This window comes from Pseudomonas corrugata, from assembly GCF_001269905.1.
GTDB lineage: Bacteria > Pseudomonadota > Gammaproteobacteria > Pseudomonadales > Pseudomonadaceae > Aquipseudomonas > Aquipseudomonas corrugata.
Window position 1 is genome coordinate 177967 of record NZ_LHVK01000014.1, and the last position, 19902, is coordinate 197868.

15 protein-coding genes are annotated in these 19902 nt (G+C 61.5%); all 15 read left to right on the plus strand.

Annotation, left to right across the window (positions count from 1 at the left end):
• Positions 1–103 precede the first annotated feature (103 nt).
• The 15 genes from hutC to mdoH all read left to right on the plus strand — a co-directional run bounded on the left by hutC (position 104) and on the right by mdoH (position 19820).
• Positions 104–853 carry a histidine utilization transcriptional repressor HutC gene (gene hutC, locus AD665_RS19105; protein ID WP_053193183.1) on the plus strand — a complete coding sequence of 250 codons (750 nt, stop codon included), beginning with the start codon at positions 104–106 and terminating at the stop codon, positions 851–853.
• On the plus strand, positions 850–1419 hold the full coding sequence (locus AD665_RS19110; RefSeq protein WP_053193184.1) for a HutD/Ves family protein: 570 nt from the start codon (positions 850–852) through the stop codon (positions 1417–1419). Before hutC ends, AD665_RS19110 begins: the two co-directional genes overlap by 4 nt.
• A 475-nt stretch (positions 1420–1894) precedes the next feature.
• Entirely contained in the window at positions 1895–3583 is a 1689-nt protein-coding gene (hutU, locus tag AD665_RS19115; RefSeq protein ID WP_024778087.1) for a urocanate hydratase, read from the plus strand.
• A 165-nt stretch (positions 3584–3748) separates the two neighbouring features.
• Complete coding sequence (locus tag AD665_RS19120) at positions 3749–5215, plus strand: purine-cytosine permease family protein (protein ID WP_053193185.1); 1467 nt, start codon at positions 3749–3751, stop codon at positions 5213–5215.
• A gap of 69 nt (positions 5216–5284) precedes the next feature.
• Positions 5285–6253 (plus strand): ABC transporter substrate-binding protein, encoded by a 969-nt coding sequence (locus tag AD665_RS19125; protein WP_024778089.1) that lies wholly within the window; start codon positions 5285–5287, stop codon positions 6251–6253.
• A 71-nt stretch (positions 6254–6324) separates the two neighbouring features.
• A complete protein-coding gene (locus tag AD665_RS19130) occupies positions 6325–7176 on the plus strand; it encodes an ABC transporter permease (protein WP_024778090.1) in 852 nt (283 codons plus the stop codon).
• On the plus strand, positions 7173–8003 hold the full coding sequence (locus tag AD665_RS19135) for a quaternary amine ABC transporter ATP-binding protein (RefSeq protein WP_050593835.1): 831 nt from the start codon (positions 7173–7175) through the stop codon (positions 8001–8003). Before AD665_RS19130 ends, AD665_RS19135 begins: the two co-directional genes overlap by 4 nt.
• A gap of 164 nt (positions 8004–8167) precedes the next feature.
• On the plus strand, positions 8168–9691 hold the full coding sequence (hutH, locus tag AD665_RS19140) for a histidine ammonia-lyase (RefSeq protein ID WP_053193187.1): 1524 nt from the start codon (positions 8168–8170) through the stop codon (positions 9689–9691).
• Positions 9692–9823: 132 nt separating this feature from the next.
• A complete protein-coding gene (gene hutH / locus AD665_RS19145; protein ID WP_024778093.1) occupies positions 9824–11362 on the plus strand; it encodes a histidine ammonia-lyase in 1539 nt (512 codons plus the stop codon).
• 130 nt (positions 11363–11492) lie between these two features.
• Positions 11493–12695, plus strand: coding sequence for an imidazolonepropionase (gene hutI / locus AD665_RS19150; RefSeq protein WP_024778094.1), 1203 nt, complete (start codon positions 11493–11495; stop codon positions 12693–12695).
• Between the two features lie 11 nt (positions 12696–12706).
• The gene (gene hutG, locus AD665_RS19155) at positions 12707–13510 is read left to right on the plus strand and encodes an N-formylglutamate deformylase (RefSeq protein WP_024778095.1); all 804 of its coding nucleotides are present in this window, start codon (positions 12707–12709) and stop codon (positions 13508–13510) included.
• 248 nt (positions 13511–13758) lie between these two features.
• Positions 13759–14730, plus strand: coding sequence for a prolyl aminopeptidase (pip, locus tag AD665_RS19160; RefSeq protein WP_024778096.1), 972 nt, complete (start codon positions 13759–13761; stop codon positions 14728–14730).
• Positions 14727–15164: a D-aminoacyl-tRNA deacylase gene (dtd, locus tag AD665_RS19165; protein ID WP_024778097.1), complete on the plus strand. Its 438-nt coding sequence runs from the start codon at positions 14727–14729 to the stop codon at positions 15162–15164. The genes pip and dtd overlap by 4 nt, the downstream gene beginning before the upstream one ends.
• Positions 15165–15484: 320 nt before the next feature.
• Positions 15485–17257, plus strand: a complete 1773-nt coding sequence (locus tag AD665_RS19170; protein WP_024778098.1) for a glucan biosynthesis protein G — start codon at positions 15485–15487, stop codon at positions 17255–17257.
• Complete coding sequence (mdoH, locus tag AD665_RS19175; protein ID WP_024778099.1) at positions 17250–19820, plus strand: glucans biosynthesis glucosyltransferase MdoH; 2571 nt, start codon at positions 17250–17252, stop codon at positions 19818–19820. The genes AD665_RS19170 and mdoH overlap by 8 nt, the downstream gene beginning before the upstream one ends.
• The last annotated feature ends 82 nt before the right edge of the window (positions 19821–19902 follow it).

Here is a 19902-nt window from a genome sequence, read left to right on the forward strand (position 1 = left end):
GTTCAACCTCATCGTGCGTAATTTGTATATACATATACAGACGTTTGCCTGGCCGGTAAACTCCGGCAAGCTAGCAACCTTATCCGCAGAACAGGGAACCGCCGTGCCGACTCCGCCTGCCAAACCGCCGCTGGTCTCAAACCTGGGTGACAGTCCGGCACCCTTGTATGCCCGCGTCAAACAGATGATCACCCAGCAGATCGACAGTGGAAACTGGCCGCCGCATTACCGCGTGCCGTCGGAAAGCGAGCTGGTCAATCAGTTGGGCTTCAGCCGCATGACCATCAACCGTGCCCTGCGGGAAATGACCGCCGACGGCCTGTTGGTGCGCATGCAGGGCGTCGGCACGTTCGTCGCCGAACCCAAGAGCCAGTCCGCGCTGTTCGAAGTACACAACATTGCCGACGAGATCGCCTCTCGCGGCCATCGCCACACCTGCAAGGTCATCACCCTGGAAGAAGAGGCCGCAGGCTCCGAGCGCGCCCTGGCCCTGGACATGCGTGAAGGCCAGAAGGTGTTCCACTCGCTGATCGTGCATTTCGAAAACGACATTCCGGTGCAGATCGAGGACCGCTTCGTCAACGCCTTGGTGGCGCCCGACTATCTCAAGCAGGACTTCACCCTGCAGACGCCCTACGCCTATCTGAACCAGGTCGCGCCGCTGACCGAAGGCGAGCATGTGGTGGAAGCGATCCTCGCCGAGCCGAATGAATGCAAGTTGTTGCAGATCGAAAAGGGCGAACCGTGCCTGCTGATCCGCCGTCGTACCTGGTCCGGGCGTCAGCCTGTCACCGCCGCGCGGCTGATTCATCCGGGTTCCCGTCATAGTCTGGAAGGGCGATTTCATAAGTGAGTGACTTGAAAGTTCTACGTGCGGTGGATTACCCGCGCATGCCATGGAAAAACGGCGGTGGCAGCACCGAGGAAATCACCCGCGACGCCGGCACCGGCCTGGAAGGTTTCGGCTGGCGGCTGTCGATTGCCGATATCGGTGAGTCAGGCGGTTTTTCCACCTTTGCCGGTTACGAGCGCGTCATCAGCGTCTTGCAGGGCGATGGCATGAGCCTGACCGTCGATGGTCAGGTCACGCGGCCGTTGCATCCCCTGGACCCTTTCGCGTTCAGTGGTGAGAGCCACGTTCATTGCACGTTGCTGGGCGGACCGATTCGTGACTTCAACCTGATCTATTCGCCCCAGCGTTACCGGGCACGGTTACAGTGGCTGGCGGGCGAGCAGCGGTTTTTCAGTGAGGCGGGGACGGTGCTGGTGTTCAGTGCCGACCCGGAATTGAGTGTCAGGGTTGGCGACTTTACTGCCACGCTGGGCCTCTATGACTGCCTGCAACTGGGCGGTAACACTCAACTGCTGGAAGTTGCCAGCCACGGCCAATGTTGCGTGATCGAGCTGACTGCTCACTAGTTTCAGCTGTAGCACTTCCTTGTGACGAGGGGATTTATCCCCGCTGGGCCGCGAAGCGGCCCTAAATCAATTGCACCCGAGTTATGGGAAGGCCCCCAATAGGGCTGCTTCGCAGCCAGCGGGGATAAATCCCCTCGCCACAAAAAGCCTGTAGGTTGTTCCCGTTTCGCGCACCAACTTGTTACCGAATGCCCCAGTGTGGCGCAACGCCACGCTTTCTGTCCTTCTCTTGTCTGCATCTGAAAATCCCCCTCCGAAAAATTAATCCCCTCGAAAACCCTTCAATTCCGCACGTTACAGCCATTTCCAGAAAGATTCCTGCGCACGCCTTCAACAAGTTGGCCGCTTGATTGCATATGCTTGTACATACAAGTAAAGACGTATGCGTATGAGTTGCCTATGTTCAACGCAACGTTCGTTAAATCGCTGCCCACTGCCCGGGCTGGTCTGGATTGATCGCTGAGGAGTTTTTGCTGTGACCGACGCAACCCGCAAACCCGAAAAATACCGTGACGTTGAAATTCGCGCCCCTCGCGGTAATACGCTGACCGCCAAGAGCTGGCTGACTGAAGCACCGCTGCGCATGCTGATGAACAATCTCGACCCACAAGTGGCCGAGAATCCCAAGGAGCTGGTGGTCTACGGTGGCATCGGTCGCGCGGCGCGCAACTGGGAGTGCTATGACAAGATCGTCGAAAGCCTCACGAACCTGAACGACGACGAAACCCTGCTGGTGCAATCCGGCAAGCCGGTGGGCGTGTTCAAGACCCACACAAATGCCCCACGCGTACTGATCGCCAACTCCAACCTGGTACCTCACTGGGCCAGTTGGGAGCACTTCAACGAGCTCGATGCCAAGGGCCTGGCGATGTATGGCCAGATGACCGCCGGCAGCTGGATCTACATCGGCAGCCAGGGCATCGTGCAGGGTACCTATGAAACCTTCGTCGAAGCCGGTCGCCAGCATTACGACTCCAACCTCAAGGGCCGCTGGGTCCTGACCGCTGGCCTGGGCGGCATGGGTGGCGCACAACCGTTGGCTGCCACACTGGCCGGCGCCTGCTCGCTGAACATCGAATGCCAGCAGGTCAGTATCGATTTCCGTCTCAAGACCCGTTACGTCGACGAGCAGGCCACCGACCTGGATGACGCCCTGGCCCGTATCGAGAAATACACCGCCGAAGGCAAGGCAATCTCCATTGCACTGTGCGGGAACGCCGCTGAAATCCTGCCGGAAATGGTCCGTCGCGGTGTGCGTCCGGACATGGTCACCGACCAGACCAGCGCCCACGACCCGCTCAACGGTTACCTGCCGGCTGGCTGGACCTGGGACGAGTACCGTGCCCGCGCCAAGACCGAACCCGCCGCCGTGGTGAAAGCCGCCAAGCAATCGATGGCGGTGCACGTGAAAGCCATGCTGGCCTTCCAGAAAATGGGCGTGCCGACCTTCGACTACGGCAACAACATCCGTCAGATGGCCCAGGAAGAAGGCGTCGAGAATGCCTTCGACTTCCCAGGCTTCGTGCCGGCGTATATCCGTCCGCTGTTTTGCCGCGGCATCGGTCCGTTCCGCTGGGCCGCGCTGTCGGGTGACCCGCAGGACATCTACAAGACCGACGCCAAGGTCAAGGAACTGATCCCAGACGACGCCCACCTGCACAACTGGCTGGACATGGCTCGCGAGCGCATCAGCTTCCAGGGTCTGCCGGCACGCATCTGCTGGGTCGGCCTGGGCCAACGTGCCAAGCTGGGCCTGGCGTTCAACGAAATGGTGCGCAGCGGAGAGCTGTCGGCACCGATCGTGATTGGCCGCGATCACCTGGACTCCGGTTCCGTGTCCAGCCCCAACCGTGAAACCGAATCCATGCAGGACGGTTCCGACGCGGTCTCCGACTGGCCGTTGCTCAACGCCTTGCTCAACACCGCCAGCGGCGCGACCTGGGTGTCTCTGCACCACGGTGGCGGCGTCGGCATGGGCTTCTCCCAGCACTCGGGCATGGTCATTGTCTGCGATGGTACCGATGAGGCGGCCGAGCGAATCGCTCGCGTACTGCACAACGACCCGGGCACCGGGGTGATGCGTCATGCCGATGCCGGTTACCAGATTGCGATCGACTGCGCCAAGGAACAGGGCCTGAACTTGCCGATGATTACCGGCAAGTAACGCAGGACCCCTTGTGGGAGCGAGCCTGCTCGCGATGGCGTCGGCACATTCGACACATGCATCGACTGGCAGACCACTATCGTCGGATCGCCGCCCGGAGCAGGCTCGCTCCCACAGAAAAGCAACACCAGAGTCACCACCAGAACAATCCACAGAGGTTGAACCATGGCCGTCAGTAGCACACGTGCAAGCAGTAAGCCGTTGATCGAGAGACGCTCGATCGACTACATCCCGGAAGCTGAGAGACACGGTCGATTGTTGAGCCAGTTCACCCTCTGGATGGGGGCCAACCTGCAAATCACTGCCATTGTCACCGGTGCATTGGCGGTGGTGCTGGGCGGTGATGTGTTCTGGTCGTTGATCGGTCTGCTGATCGGCCAACTGCTCGGCGGTGGTGTCATGGCGTTGCATGCCGCGCAAGGACCCAAGCTTGGCCTGCCGCAGATGATTTCCAGCCGGGTGCAGTTCGGTGTTTATGGCGCGGCCATCCCGATCGTGCTGGTGTGCCTGATGTACCTGGGTTTCACCGCGACGGGCACCGTGCTTTCCGGTCAGGCGCTGGGCCAGTTGTTTGGCGTCAGCGACAGTGTCGGCATCCTCATTTTCGCCAGTGTCATCGTGCTGGTCACGGTGCTCGGGTATCGGGTGATTCACTTCATTGGCCGCGTCGCCAGCATTATTGGTGTGATTGCCTTTGTTTACCTGTTCGCTCGCCTGATCAGCCAGACGGACGTTGGCGCACTCCTGCAAATCCGCCACTTCAGCTGGAGCAGCTTCCTGCTTGCGGTGTCGCTCGCGGCATCCTGGCAGATCGCCTTCGGCCCCTACGTGGCTGACTATTCGCGCTACCTGCCGAGCAAGACGTCCTCGGTGAAAACCTTCTTTGCCGCAGGTGCCGGTTCGGTCATTGGCGCCCAGGTGGCGATGATCCTTGGCGTGTTTGCCGCCGCCTCGGCCAACGGGCAGTTCGCGGGTCACGAAGTGGCCTACATCGTTGGCCTGGGGGGCACTGGCGCCACCGCTGCGCTGCTGTATTTCAGCATCGCGTTCGGCAAGGTCACCATTTCCACGCTGAACTCCTACGGCAGCTTCATGTGCATTGCCACCATCATCAGCGGTTTCCGTGGCCAGTTGAACGTAACGCGCTTGCAGCGTCTGCTCTTCGTGCTGGTCATTGTTGGCGCCGCGACGCTGATCGCGCTGCTCGGCCAGCACTCGTTCCTCGGTGCGTTCAAGTCTTTCATCCTGTTCCTGCTGGCGTTCTTTACGCCTTGGAGCGCGATCAACCTGGTGGACTACTACTGCATCACTCGCGAGCGCTACGACGTGCCGGCACTGGCTGATCCGAACGGTCGCTACGGTCGTTGGAACGCCCTGGGTATCAGCATCTATACGCTGGGTGTACTGGTTCAATTGCCGTTCATTTCCACCAAGTTCTATACCGGGCCGCTGGTGGCAGCGATGGGGGATGTGGATATCTCGTGGATCATCGGCCTGGTGGTACCGGCGGCGTTGTATTACGTCGCGGCGAAGAAGTGGCACAGCGCTGTACCCGATCAATTGATCCTGCCAGTCGAGCAGGACGCGGTTGACGCACAACCGAGCAGGGCGGGCCGCATCCAAGCGGTCTGATAGGACGTTGACAGGGCTGGATGCCTCTTGACTGCCGTAAGCCAATTCACTGATTAGGAGCGTCACACAATGAAATCGAACAAGACCCTGCTGACCACGTTGCTTTCCATGGGCCTGCTGGCCAGCGCCGGCGCCACCCAGGCGGCGGGTTGGTGCGAGTCGGGCAAACCGGTGAAATTCGCCGGCCTGAACTGGGAAAGCGCCATGCTGCTGACCGACGTCCTGCAAGTGGTGCTGGAAAAAGGCTACGACTGCAAGACCGATAGCCTGCCGGGCAACTCCATCACCATGGAAAACGCCCTGAGCAGCAACGACATCCAGGTGTTTGCCGAAGAGTGGGTCGGCCGCAGCGAGGTCTGGAACAAGGCCGAGAAGGCCGGAAAAGTGGTCGGCGTCGGTGCTCCGGTGGTCGGGGCCATCGAAGGCTGGTACGTGCCGCGCTACGTGATCGAAGGTGACGCCAAGCGCAAGCTGGAAGCCAAGGCCCCGGGCTTGAAGAACATCGCCGACCTGGGTCAGTACGCTGCCGTCTTCAAGGATCCGGAGGAACCGTCCAAGGGTCGTTTCTACAACTGCCCGGCCGGTTGGACCTGTGAGTTGGACAACAGCGAGATGCTGAAAAGCTATGGCCTGGAAAAGACCTACACCAACTTCCGCCCAGGTACCGGCCCGGCGCTGGATGCAGCAGTGTTGTCGAGCTACAAGCGTGGCGAGCCGATCCTGTTCTACTACTGGTCGCCAACCCCGTTGATGGGCCAGGTGGACCTGGTAAAACTGGAAGAAAAACCGGGCGTGGATAAAAGCGTGAGCATCAAGGTCGGCCTGTCCAAGACCTTCCACGACGAGGCCCCGGAGCTGGTGGCGGTGCTGGAAAAGGTCAACCTGCCTATCGATATCCTGAACCAGAACCTCGGGCGCATGGCCAAAGAGCGGATCGAGTCGCCGAAACTGGCGAAGATCTTCCTGAAGGAACATCCTGAAGTCTGGCACGCCTGGGTAAGCGCAGACGCTGCCAAGAAAATCGACGCGGCTCTGTAGGTCGAATACTTCCCGGTCAGCCGTAGGGTTGGCCGGGACATTCACCGCATCCCCCTGATCGAGAGTCCCTTATGTTTCCCGAAAGCTTTACCTTTTCCATCGCCGACTGGGTCAACGGTTGGGTCGACTCCCTGGTGACCAACTATGGCGATGTGTTCCGGCACATCTCCGATACGTTGCTGTGGGCCATCGTCAACCTCGAAAGCCTGCTGCGCATGGCGCCCTGGTGGCTGATGCTGGCCATCGTCGGCGGCGTCGCCTGGCACGCCACCCGCAAGGTCATGGCCACGGCGGTGATCGTCGGTCTGCTGTTTCTGGTGGGCGCGGTGGGCCTGTGGGACAAACTGATGCAGACCCTCGCACTCATGCTGGTAGCAACGCTGATATCGGTATTGATCGGCATCCCGCTGGGTATTCTCTCGGCACGCAGCAATCGCCTGCGTTCGGTGCTGATGCCGTTGCTGGACATCATGCAGACCATGCCGAGCTTCGTGTACCTGATTCCGGTGTTGATGCTGTTCGGCCTGGGCAAGGTCCCGGCGATCTTCGCCACTGTGATCTATGCCGCGCCGCCGCTGATTCGCCTGACCGATCTGGGCATCCGCCAGGTAGACGGCGAAGTGATGGAAGCCATCAATGCCTTTGGTGCCAACCGCTGGCAGCAGCTGTTCGGCGTGCAACTGCCCCTGGCCCTGCCAAGCATCATGGCCGGGATCAACCAGACCACCATGATGGCCCTGTCGATGGTAGTCATCGCCTCGATGATCGGCGCCCGTGGCTTGGGTGAGGACGTGCTGGTGGGTATCCAGACCCTCAACGTCGGACGCGGCCTGGAAGCCGGGCTGGCGATCGTGATTCTCGCCGTGGTCATCGACCGCATTACCCAGGCCTATGGTCGTCCTCGGCATGAGGTGAGCAAATGAGCAACGCAGCTATCAGCAAAATCGAAGTCAAGAACGTCTTCAAGATTTTCGGCAATCGGTCCAAGGATGCCCTGGACCTGATCCGCCAGAACAAGACCAAGGACCAGGTGCTGGCCGAAACCGGTTGCGTGGTCGGTGTGAATGACCTGTCGCTGAGCATCGGTACCGGCGAGATATTCGTGATCATGGGGCTGTCCGGTTCCGGCAAATCCACCCTGGTGCGGCATTTCAACCGCCTGATCGACCCCACCAGCGGCGCGATCCTGGTGGACGGCGAAGACATCCTGCAACTGGACATGGACGCCCTGCGTGAATTCCGCCGGCACAAGATCAGCATGGTGTTCCAGAGCTTCGGCCTGCTGCCCCACAAGAGCGTGCTGGACAACGTCGCCTACGGCTTGAAGGTCCGCGGCGAGAGCAAGCAGGTGTGCACCGAGCGCGCGTTGCACTGGATCAACACCGTGGGCCTGAAGGGCTACGAAAACAAATACCCGCACCAGCTTTCCGGCGGCATGCGCCAGCGTGTGGGCCTGGCCCGTGCCTTGGCGGCGGATACCGACATCATCCTGATGGACGAGGCCTTCAGTGCCCTCGACCCGCTGATCCGCGCAGAAATGCAGGACCAGTTGCTGGAACTGCAGAAGACCCTGCACAAGACCATCGTCTTCATCACCCACGACCTCGACGAGGCCGTGCGCATCGGCAACCGCATCGCGATTCTCAAGGACGGCAAGCTGATCCAGGTCGGCACGCCCCGGGAGATCCTGCATTCGCCGGCCGATGAGTATGTCGATCGGTTCGTGCAGCGGCGGGCGGCGGTGGTGTAGGGCGGACCGGTCACAAAATCTGTGGGAGCAAAGCTTGCTCGCGATACAGGCACCTCGGTTCCAGAGAGAGCGCATTGGATTCATCGCGGGCAAGCCTTGCTCCCACGGATAATCCCGCTGCGGCTCAAGGGTATTGGCAACTTAATATGTGTATGAGGCTTTAGATGTCCCAGGCTGAAAAAATCATCATCGCCGACGCCCCCCTGCGTTGGCAGGACGTGGTCGCCGTCGCCCGCTTCGGTGCCGAGCTCGAGCTTTCGGCCCAGGCCTGGGCGCGGATCGACAATGCCCAGGCCATCGTGCAGCGCATCGTCGAAAGCGGCGAGCGCGCCTATGGCGTCAACACTGGCCTGGGGGCCTTGTGCAATGTGTCGCTCAAGGATGAACAACTCAGTCAGTTGTCGCGCAACACCCTGCTCAGCCACGCCTGTGGCGTGGGGGCGCCGCTGGCGGATGAACAGACCCGGGCGATTCTCTGCGCCGCCATCCTCAACTACAGCCAGGGCAAGTCCGGCATTCATCGTCGGGTGGTCGAAGCCTTGCTGGCGCTGCTCAATCGCGGCATCACCCCACAAGTGCCGTCTCAGGGGTCGGTGGGTTACCTGACCCACATGGCTCACATCAGCATTGCGCTGCTGGGTGTCGGCCAGGTCAGCTATCGCGGCCAGATCGTAGCGGCGCAACAGGCCATGGCCGCAGAAGGCTTGCAACCGGTTCAATTGGGGGCAAAGGACGGCCTATGCCTGGTCAACGGCACGCCATGCATGACCGGCCTCAGTTGCCTGGCCCTGGCGGATGCGACGCGGCTGGTGCAATGGGCGGACGTGATCGGTGCCATGAGCTTCGAGGGCCAGCGTGGACAGATCGCCGCGTTCGACGCCGAGATCATCGCTCTCAAACCGCACCCGGGCATGCAACAGGTCGGGGCCAACCTGCGCGCCTTGCTCGATGGCAGCGAAGTCATTGCCTCGAGTCTGGGCATTCGCACCCAGGATGCCTTGAGCATCCGTTCTATTCCCCAGGTCCATGGCGCCGCTCGTGATCAGTTGGCGCACGCGCGTCAGCAGATCGAAACCGAACTCAATGCCGCCACCGACAACCCGCTGTTGCTGGGGACGCCGGATAGCTTCCGGGTCATGTCCCAGGCCAACCCCCACGGCCAGTCGGTGGCTTTGGCGGCGGATCTGCTGGCGATTGCCATGGCGGAGATCGGCTCCATCGCCGAGCGCCGTCTCGACCGATTGATCAACCCGCATGTCAGCGGGCTGCCGGCCTTTCTGGTGGCCAACCCCGGCGTGAACTCGGGGATGATGATCGTGCAGTACGTCGCCGCCTCCTTGTGCGCGGAGAATCGCCAGTTGGCGCAACCGGCGGTGCTGGATAATTACGTGACCTCGGGCTTGCAGGAAGATCACTTGAGCCTGGGCACCAACGCGGCCCTGAAGCTGCACAGGGTGTTGGAAAACTGCACGCAGATTCTCGCCATCGAATACCTGCTGGCGGCCCAGGCCTTTGAATTCCTCAAGTCGCAGCGCTTTGGCGCCGGTACCGGGCATGCCTGGAAACTGCTGCGCGAACACGTGGCTGCCTATGACCAGGACCGCTGGCTGGCGCCGGACATAGCCAGCACCGCCGGGCTCCTTAAAGACCCGAACCTGTTGCACAGCGTGTTACCGAATTTGAATTGATCGAAAAAAAGCGCCAGCGTGCCAAGGCACCCCTTGCCCAAAAAGCATCGCTCAAAAGGCGAGGGTGACGGATAACGGAACATTCCGGAGCGACTGGCGGGTAAAAAACAAAACTCTCAAAAGGAGCAATAAATGACTGCCTTAAACCTGATTCCCGGTCAATTGAGCCTGGCTCAATTGCGCGACATCTATCAGCAACCGGTGACCCTGAGCCTCGACGCCAGCGCTTCGGCACAAATCGAAGCCAGCGTGGCGTGCGTGGAGCAGATCCTCGCCGAGAACCGCACCGCCTACGGCATCAACACCGGTTTCGGTCTGCTGGCCTCGACCCGTATCGCCAGCGAAGACCTGGAAAACCTGCAGCGCTCCCTGGTGCTGTCCCATGCCGCTGGCGTGGGCGAGCCGATCAGCGATGCGCTGGTGCGCTTGATCATGGTGCTCAAGGTCAACAGCCTGAGCCGGGGTTTTTCCGGCATTCGCCGGCAAGTGATCGATGCGCTGATCGCGCTGGTCAATGCCGAGGTCTATCCGCACATCCCGCTCAAGGGCTCGGTCGGTGCTTCCGGCGACCTGGCACCGTTGGCCCATATGTCCCTGGTGCTGCTGGGCGAAGGCAAGGCACGCTACAAAGGTGAATGGCTGCCGGCGGTCGACGCGTTGAAAGTCGCCGGCCTCGTGCCGCTGACCCTGGCCGCCAAAGAGGGCTTGGCGCTGCTCAATGGCACCCAGGTGTCTACTGCATTTGCTCTGCGCGGCCTGTTCGAGGGTGAAGACCTGTTTGCCGGTGCCCTGGCCCTGGGCAGCCTCACGGTGGAAGCCGTACTCGGCTCCCGTTCTCCATTCGACGCGCGTATCCATGCCGCCCGTGGCCAGAGAGGCCAGATCGATGCCGCCGCCGCGTACCGCGACCTGCTGGGCGAGCGCAGTGAAGTGTCCGCATCGCACCAGAACTGCGACAAGGTCCAGGATCCATATTCCCTGCGTTGCCAGCCGCAAGTGATGGGCGCCTGCCTGACCCAGTTCCGCCAGGCGGCCGAAGTGCTGGTGATCGAGGCCAACGCCGTCTCGGATAACCCATTGGTGTTCGCCGCCGAAGGTGATGTGATCTCCGGGGGCAACTTCCACGCCGAACCCGTGGCGATGGCTGCTGACAACATGGCCCTGGCGATTGCCGAAATCGGCTCCCTGAGCGAGCGGCGCATTTCCCTGATGATGGACAAGCACATGTCGCAGTTGCCACCGTTCCTGGTGGGCAATGGCGGGGTGAACTCCGGCTTCATGATCGCCCAGGTCACCGCCGCTGCCCTGGCGAGTGAGAACAAGGCGCTGTCCCATCCTCACTCGGTGGACAGCCTGCCGACCTCCGCCAACCAGGAAGACCACGTGTCCATGGCTCCGGCCGCCGGCAAGCGCCTGTGGGAAATGGCCGAGAACACCCGTGGCATCCTGGCGGTGGAATGGCTGGCGGCTTGCCAGGGCCTGGACTTGCGCGGAGGTTTGAAGACTTCCTCGAAGCTGGAACAGGCTCGTAGCTTCCTGCGCGCCGAAGTGCCGTTCTATGAGAAGGACCGCTTCTTTGCGCCGGACATCAATGCCGCCAGTGAGCTGTTGGCCAGCCGCTGCCTGAACGAGCTGGTCATGGCGAACCTGCTGCCGAGTTTGCAGGGCTGACCCGATCGTTCCCACGCTCTGCGTGGGAATGCTTCATGGGACGCTTTGCGTCCCGCTCGACAAGGGACGCGGAGCGTCCCGGACTGCATTCCCACGCAGAGCGTGGGAACGATCCTGACGGAGGACGTCTATGAAAACCCTCTGGCAAAACTGCCACGCCGCCACCATGGCCCAGGGCGTCTACTCGATCATCGAAGGCGCCGCCATCGTTACCCAGGACGAACACATCCACTGGATCGGCCCGCGCTCCGAACTGCCGGCCGGTGAGTATCCGGTGGTCAACGACCTCAAGGGCACCTGGGTCACCCCGGGCCTGATCGACTGCCACACCCACGCGGTGTTCGGCGGTAACCGCAGCGGTGAGTTCGAACAGCGCCTGCAAGGCGTCAGCTACGCCGAGATTGCCGCGGCGGGTGGCGGCATCGCCAGCACCGTGCGCGCCACCCGTGCCGCCAGTGAGGAGGAACTGTTCAGCAGCGCTGCCAAGCGCCTGAAAAGCCTGATGCGCGACGGTGTGACCACAGTGGAAATCAAGTCCGGCTACGGCCTGGATCTGGCCAACGAACGCAAGATGCTGCGAGTCGCCCGCCGTCTCGCTGCAGAACTGCCGGTCAGCGTGCGCAGCACTTGCCTGGCCGCCCACGCCTTGCCGCCGGAATACGCCGACCGCGCCGACGACTACATCGAGCACATCTGCGCCGAAATGCTCCCGGCCCTGGCTGCCGAGGAGCTGGTAGACGCGGTGGACGCCTTCTGCGAGTACCTGGCGTTTTCCCCGGCGCAGGTCGAGCGGGTATTCGTCACCGCGCAGCAGTTGGGCCTGCCGGTGAAGCTGCATGCCGAACAATTGTCGTCGTTGCACGGTTCGAGTCTGGCGGCCCGTTACCAGGCGCTGTCGGCGGATCACCTGGAGTTCATGACCGAGGACGATGCCATCGCCATGGCTGAATCCGGCACTGTGGCAGTGTTGTTGCCAGGGGCGTTTTACTTCCTCCGGGAAACCCAGCTGCCGCCGATGGACGCCCTGCGCAAGCATGGTGTGAAGATTGCCGTGGCCAGCGACCTCAATCCCGGCACCTCGCCGGCGCTGTCGGTGCGCCTGATGTTGAACATGGCCTGCACCTGCTTCCGGATGACTCCGGAGGAAGCCTTGGCCGGCGCAACGATTCATGCCGCCCAAGCCTTGGGCATGGCCCGCTCCCATGGTTCGTTGGAAGTCGGCAAGGTGGCGGATTTTGTCGCCTGGCACATCGACCGTCCGGCCGACCTTTCGTACTGGCTGGGCGGTGAACTGGAAAAACGCGTCGTGCGTCACGGCGTTGAAATCGCTTGAGGAGAATGCTTGTGGAGAAAGTCCTGAATTTCACCCAGGGGCGCGTGCCGTTGTTGATCAGCATGCCCCACGCCGGTCTGCGCCTGACCCCGGCAGTGAAGACCGGGTTGATCGACGAAGCCCAGAGCCTGCCGGACACCGACTGGCACATCCCCAAGCTCTACGATTTTGCCGCTGAGCTGGGCGCCAGTACCCTGTCCGCCGAGTACTCACGGTTCGTCGTCGACCTGAACCGGCCCTCCGACGACACGCCGATGTATGTTGGCGCCACCACCGGCCTGTACCCGGCGACGTTGTTCGATGGCGTGCCGCTGTTTCGTGAAGGGCTGACACCCTCTGCCGAGGAACGGGCCACGTACCTGCAGCAGATCTGGATGCCGTATCACCAGGCCCTGCAACAGGAGCTGGCGCGGCTCAAGGCCGAGTTCGGCTACGCCTTGCTGTTCGACGCCCATTCGATCCGTTCGGTGATCCCGCACCTGTTCGACGGCAAGCTGCCGGACTTCAACCTCGGCACCTTCAACGGCGCCAGCTGCGACCCGGTGCTGGCGAGCCAGCTCGAAGCCATCTGTGCCCGTCACGGCGCGTTCACCCATGTGCTCAACGGGCGTTTCAAGGGCGGACACATCACCCGGCAGTACGGCAACCCGGCCGAACACATCCATGCGGTGCAACTGGAACTGTGCCAGAGCACCTACATGGAAGAGTTCGAACCGTTCAACTATCGAGAAGACCGGGCGGCGCCGACCCGGGTTGTTCTCCGGGAGCTGCTTGAAGGCCTGGTGGCCTGGGGGCAGACAAAGTACGGTAGGTAGAAGTCATTGCAAAACCCTTGTGGCGAGAGGGTTCATCCCCGCTGGACTGCGCAGCAGTCCCAGACGGTCGGCGCGGCTCGCTCGCTGTTGGGGCCGCTGCGCGACCCAGCGGGGATGAATCCCCTCGCCACAGGGTTCTGTATTGTTTGGGCGGGGGCATGCTCATTAAGGTAATTCGGGTTTATGATGCCGGACGGCAGATTAAATAGAGTCCCTACAGGGATGACTCGACCCTTACGGAGCGCCCAATGCAGACTTTGTACCCGCAGATCAAACCCTATGCCCGGCACGATCTGGCTGTCGATGACACCCATACGCTCTATGTCGATGAAAGCGGCTCTCCGGAAGGCCTGCCGGTGGTGTTCATTCATGGCGGTCCGGGGGCGGGTTGCGATGCGCAAAGCCGTCGCTACTTCGATCCGAACCTGTACCGCATTGTCACTTTCGATCAGCGCGGCTGTGGTCGTTCCACGCCCCATGCCAGCCTGGAAAACAACACCACCTGGGATCTGGTCGAAGACCTGGAGCGCATCCGCAAGCACCTGGGCATCGAGAAATGGGTGCTGTTCGGCGGCTCCTGGGGCTCTACCCTGGCCCTGGCCTACGCACAGACCCATCCGGAGCGGGTCCATGGCCTGATCCTGCGCGGCATCTTTCTCTGCCGCCCCCAGGAGATCGAGTGGTTCTATCAGGCCGGCGCCAGTCGCCTGTTTCCCGACTACTGGCAGGATTACATTGCGCCCATTCCCCTGGACGAGCGCGACGACCTGCTCGGCGCCTTCCACAAACGCCTGACCGGCAATGACCAGATCGCCCAGATGCACGCGGCCAAGGCCTGGTCCATCTGGGAGGGGCGTACGGCGACCTTGCGTCCGAACCCCCTGGTGGTCGACCGCTTCTCCGAGCCGCAGCGTGCGCTGTCGATCGCCCGGATCGAATGCCATTACTTCACCAACAACGCCTTCCTCGAACCCAACCAGCTGATTCGCGACATGGGCAAGATCGCCCATTTGCCGGGCGTCATCGTGCATGGTCGCTATGACGTGATCTGCCCGCTGGACAATGCCTGGGAGCTGCATCAGAACTGGCCCAACAGCGAACTGCAGGTGATCCGAGATGCGGGGCACGCGGCTTCCGAGCCGGGTATTACCGACGCGTTGTTGCGCGCTGCCGGGCAAATGGCCCGGCGCTTGCTCGACCTGCCGCCCGAAGAAGCATGAAAGGGCTGTTGCAAAGGGTCCGTGGCGCTCGGGTCGAGGTCGCGGGCGACATCGTGGGGGCCGTGGACCAGGGGTTGCTGGTCCTGGTAGCGGTCGAACCCGAGGATACCCGGGCCAGCGCCGACAAACTCTTGCACAAGCTGCTTAACTACAGGGTGTTCAGTGATGTCGACGGCAAGATGAACCTGTCCCTGGCAGACGTCGGGGGCGGTCTGTTGCTGGTGTCACAATTCACCCTGGCGGCGGACACCAGAAGCGGGCTGCGCCCCGGTTTTTCGACGGCCGCGCCTCCGGGGTTGGGTGAGGAGCTGTTCACCTATCTGGTCAGTCGGGCGAAGGAGGTGCATGGCACTGTGGCATCAGGTAGATTCGGCGCCGACATGCAGGTGCATTTGGTCAATGATGGCCCGGTAACCTTCCTGTTACAGGTCTGAAAGCGTTTGAAACACCTTTTCGGCCCTGTTTCGAGGTTAAACAGGGCGTTTTCTCGATAAATACTTCGTTGCCCCTGATGCGTTGTCACGCGGCCTGCTAGATAATCGCGCGCTACGGGGGATCAGTGTTCGCTGGTCCATTTGACTTAGGTAGAGATTTGTCCTGAGCCGTTTGGGGAATCATTTTGCCCCATCGGAGTCGGAACAATGCTCGCCAACTTGGCAAGGGTGCTCCGCACGGTCGGTTTTTCAATGCCGTTACCAAGTGGATACTTTATCTGGCCGTTGGTTTTTTGATCTGTTTTCGGCGAGGGTTGCTCGTGATTGTTAGTCCCTGTAATGCACCAAAGATGTCTGCCAAACGGTTTAGAAGCGCTCTGGTAGCGGGCTCGGCGCTGTTGTGCCTGCTCGGTGCGGGTCAGCTGTGGGCATTCAGCCTGGATGATGTATCGGCGAAGGCTCAAGAACTGGCCGGGCAAAAATTCGAAGCCCCGCGCAGCAACCTGCCGAACGAATTTCGTGACATGAAATTCGGCGACTATCAAAAAATCCGTTTCCGTACCGAAAAAGCCGAATGGGCCGACCAGAAGACGCCGTTCAGGCTGTCGTTCTATCACCAGGGCATGCACTTCGATACGCCGGTGAAAATCAACGAAATCACCGCCACCACTGTCGAAGAAATCAAATACGACCCGACGCGCTTCGATTTCGGCGACGTCCAGTTCGATCCAAAGTCCACCGAGCAATTGGGCTATGCGGGTTTCCGCGTGTTGTACCCGATCAACAAGGCAGACAAGCAGGACGAAATCATGACCATGCTGGGCGCGAGCTATTTCCGCGTCATCGGCAAGGGCCAGACCTACGGCTTGTCCGCCCGCGGCATGGCAATCGATACCGCGCTGCCGTCCGGTGAAGAGTTCCCGCGTTTTCGCGAGTTCTGGATCCAGCGCCCGAGACCTACCGACAAGCACTTGGTGATCTTCGCCCTGCTGGATTCGCCTCGGGCTACCGGCGCCTACCGCCTGATCCTGCGCCCGGGTACCGACACCGTGGTTGACGTGAAGGCACGCATGTTCCTGCGCGACCGCGTCAACAAGCTGGGCGTCGCCCCGCTGACCAGCATGTTCCTGTTCGGCGCCAACCAGCCGTCCAAGGTGCTGAACTACCGCCGCGAGTTGCACGATTCCAGCGGCCTGTCGATCCATGCCGGCAACGGCGAGTGGATCTGGCGTCCGCTGAACAACCCGAAACACCTGGCCGTGAGCAACTTCTCGGTGGAAAACCCGCGTGGTTTCGGCCTGTTGCAACGTGGTCGTGACTTCAGCCACTACGAAGACCTGGACGACCGCTACGACAAGCGTCCAAGTGCCTGGATCGAACCGAAAGGCGACTGGGGCAAGGGTTCTGTCGATCTGGTGGAAATCCCGACCGCCGATGAAACCAACGACAACATCGTTGCTTTCTGGAGCCCGGAAAAACTGCCTGAGCCAGGCCAGCCGCTGGACTTCAGCTACCGCCTGCACTGGACCCTCGACGAAGCCAGCCTGCACTCGCCGGACAGCGCCTGGGTCAAGCAGACCCTGCGTTCCACCGGCGATGTGAAGCAATCCAACCTGATTCGCCAGCCGGACGGCAGCGTGGCCTATCTGGTGGATTTCGAAGGTCCTTCCCTGCAGGCACTGCCGGAAGACGCCGAGGTGCGTAGCCAGGTCAGCGTTGGCAATAACGCCGAAGTCGTCGAGAACAGTGTGCGCTACAACCCTGAAACCAAGGGCTGGCGCCTGACTTTGCGCTTGAAGATCAAGGATGCGAAGCAGGCCACTGAAATGCGCGCGGCACTGGTCCGTCCATTGACGCCTGTCGAAGCGCCAGCCGCTTCGCATTCCGTGACCGCCACCCTTGCCAAGGCCGACAAGATCGCCAAGCAACAAGGCGAGAAAGAAGCGGAAAAAGCCAAAGAACAAGCCAAAGAAGAAGCCAAGGCCGTCAAGGCATCCGACGCCGCCGAGGCCACCCCAACCCCGCAGGAACCGGAACCGACTGAACAAGTCCTGACCGAGACCTGGAGCTATCAGTTGCCTGCCGATGAGTAATACGCCAGTACCGCCAGAGACGCTCAGCGAATATCTGGCTCATTTGCCAATGACTGACCAGCAGCGCGCCGAGTTGGCGGGCTGCAAGTCTTTCAGCGAATTGCATGAACGTCTTTCGTCTTCGACCTTCGACGCACCCATCGAGGCGGCGCAAGCGTCGGTGGGGCGTCGCCTGGTCCTGAGCACTGCCGAAGAGCTCGAGGATGCAGAGATGCTGGGGCTCGACGCCAGCGGTCGCGTGTGCCTGAAAGCCACGCCGCCGATTCGTCGGACCAAAGTCGTGCCGGAACCCTGGCGCACCAACATCCTGGTGCGCGGCTGGCGCCGGATGACCGGTCGCACCAACCCGCCGAAGCCGCCCAAGGATGAGCGGGTGCTGCCCCATGCCCGTTGGCGAACCGTGGGCTCGATCCGCCGTTACATTCTGCTGATTCTCATGCTCGGCCAGACCATCGTTGCCGGCTGGTACATGAAAGGCATCATGCCGTATCAAGGCTGGTCGTTCGTGGACCTGGACGAAGTCCTGCACCAGCCACTGCTGCAGACGGCCACGCAAGTGCTGCCGTATGCCCTGCAAACCAGCATCCTGATCCTGTTCGGGATTCTGTTCTGCTGGGTATCGGCCGGTTTCTGGACGGCGCTGATGGGCTTCCTGGAGTTGCTCACCGGTCACGACAAGTACCGCATTTCCGGCGCCAGTGCCGGCAACGAGCCGATTCCCAAGGACGCCCGCACCGCACTGGTGATGCCGATCTGCAACGAAGACGTACCCCGTGTGTTTGCCGGCTTGCGCGCGACCTTCGAGTCGGTGAAGGCCACGGGTGATCTGGATCGTTTCGACTTCTTCGTGCTCAGCGACAGTAACGAGACCGATATCTGCGTCGCCGAACAGCAGGCCTGGCTGGATGTCTGTCGCGAAGCCGGCGGTCTGGGCAAGATTTTCTATCGCCGCCGCCGTCGTCGCGTGAAGCGCAAGAGCGGCAACCTCGATGACTTCTGCCGTCGTTGGGGCAGCGACTACAAGTACATGGTCGTGCTCGACGCCGACAGCGTCATGAGTGGCGAGTGCCTGACCAGCCTGGTGCGCTTGATGGAAGCCACGCCGGATGCGGGCATCATCCAGACCGCGCCCAAAGCCTCGGGCATGGACACGCTGTATGCACGCATGCAGCAGTTCGCTACGCGGGTTTACGGTCCGCTGTTCACCGCCGGGCTGCACTTCTGGCAGTTGGGGGAATCCCACTACTGGGGCCACAACGCGATCATCCGCATGAAGCCGTTCATCGAGCACTGCGCCCTGGCGCCGCTGCCGGGCAAAGGCGCGTTCGCCGGTGCGATCCTGTCCCACGACTTCGTCGAAGCCGCGCTGATGCGCCGTGCCGGCTGGGGCGTGTGGATTGCCTATGATCTGCCAGGCAGCTACGAAGAGTTGCCGCCGAACCTGCTGGACGAGCTCAAGCGTGACCGTCGCTGGTGCCACGGCAACCTGATGAACTTCCGGCTGTTCCTGGTCAAGGGCATGCACCCGGTGCACCGTGCGGTGTTCCTGACCGGGGTGATGTCCTACCTGTCGGCGCCTTTGTGGTTCTTCTTCCTGGTGCTGTCCACTGCGCTGCTGGCGGTGAACACACTGATGGAGCCGCAATACTTCCTCGAGCCACGCCAGCTGTATCCGCTCTGGCCGCAATGGCATCCAGAGAAGGCCATCGCCCTGTTCTCCACCACGATCGTGCTGCTGTTCCTGCCCAAGCTGTTGAGCATCGTTCTGATCTGGGCCAAGGGTGCGAAGGAGTTCGGTGGCAAGTTCAAGGTGACGGTGTCGATGCTGCTGGAGATGTTGTTCTCCATGTTGCTGGCGCCGGTGCGGATGATCTTCCACACCCGTTTCGTGCTCGCCGCGTTCCTGGGCTGGGCCGCCACCTGGAACTCGCCGCAACGTGACGATGACTCGACGCCTTGGAGCGAAGCGGTCAAGCGCCACGGTCCGCAGACCCTGCTGGGCTTCTTCTGGGCGCTGCTGGTGATCTGGTTGAACCCGAGCTTCCTGTGGTGGTTGGTGCCTATCGTCGGTTCGTTGATGCTGTCGATCCCGGTGTCGGTGATCTCCAGCCGTGTAGGCCTGGGCTTGAAGTCCCGTGATGAAAGCCTGTTCCTGATCCCTGAGGAATACGCGCCCCCACAGGAGCTGCTGTCGACAGACCAGTACACTCACGAGAACCGTTGGCATGCATTGAACGACGGCTTCATTCGTGCGGTGGTCGACCCACAGCAAAACGCCCTGGCGTATGCGTTGGCGACGTCCCGGCACGGCCAGGCCGAGCCGATCGAATGGCTGCGGGTCGAACGCGTTCGTCATGCCTTGAAGGTCGGCCCGGCCGGGCTCAATAACGGCGAGCGCCTGGCGCTGCTGAGCGATCCGGTGGTCCTGTCCCGACTGCATGAGCAGGTCTGGAGTGAAGGCCACTCCGAATGGCTGGCGGCATGGCGGGCATCGGTCAAGGCCGATCCCCATGCACCGCTGCTACCGCTTCGGCCGGTGAGCGCACAGACTCAAGTGGCCTGATGCGCAAAAGCCCCGCTTCCCAAAAGGAAGCGGGGCTTTTTGTTGGGTGTCTTGTGAGCACCACCCCTGTGGCGAGGGGATA

Excerpts from the sequence above, each read along its gene's own strand:
- AD665_RS19125 (WP_024778089.1), top strand. The coding sequence starts at position 5,285 with ATGAAATCGAACAAGACCCTGCTGACCACGTTGCTTTCCATGGGCCTG.
- AD665_RS19135 (WP_050593835.1), top strand. The coding sequence starts at position 7,173 with ATGAGCAACGCAGCTATCAGCAAAATCGAAGTCAAGAACGTCTTCAAG.
- hutI (WP_024778094.1), top strand. The coding sequence starts at position 11,493 with ATGAAAACCCTCTGGCAAAACTGCCACGCCGCCACCATGGCCCAGGGC.
- hutH (WP_053193187.1), top strand. The coding sequence starts at position 8,168 with ATGTCCCAGGCTGAAAAAATCATCATCGCCGACGCCCCCCTGCGTTGG.
- dtd (WP_024778097.1), top strand. The coding sequence starts at position 14,727 with ATGAAAGGGCTGTTGCAAAGGGTCCGTGGCGCTCGGGTCGAGGTCGCG.
- hutH (WP_024778093.1), top strand. The coding sequence starts at position 9,824 with ATGACTGCCTTAAACCTGATTCCCGGTCAATTGAGCCTGGCTCAATTG.
- pip (WP_024778096.1), top strand. The coding sequence starts at position 13,759 with ATGCAGACTTTGTACCCGCAGATCAAACCCTATGCCCGGCACGATCTG.
- AD665_RS19130 (WP_024778090.1), top strand. The coding sequence starts at position 6,325 with ATGTTTCCCGAAAGCTTTACCTTTTCCATCGCCGACTGGGTCAACGGT.
- mdoH (WP_024778099.1), top strand. The coding sequence starts at position 17,250 with ATGAGTAATACGCCAGTACCGCCAGAGACGCTCAGCGAATATCTGGCT.
- AD665_RS19120 (WP_053193185.1), top strand. The coding sequence starts at position 3,749 with ATGGCCGTCAGTAGCACACGTGCAAGCAGTAAGCCGTTGATCGAGAGA.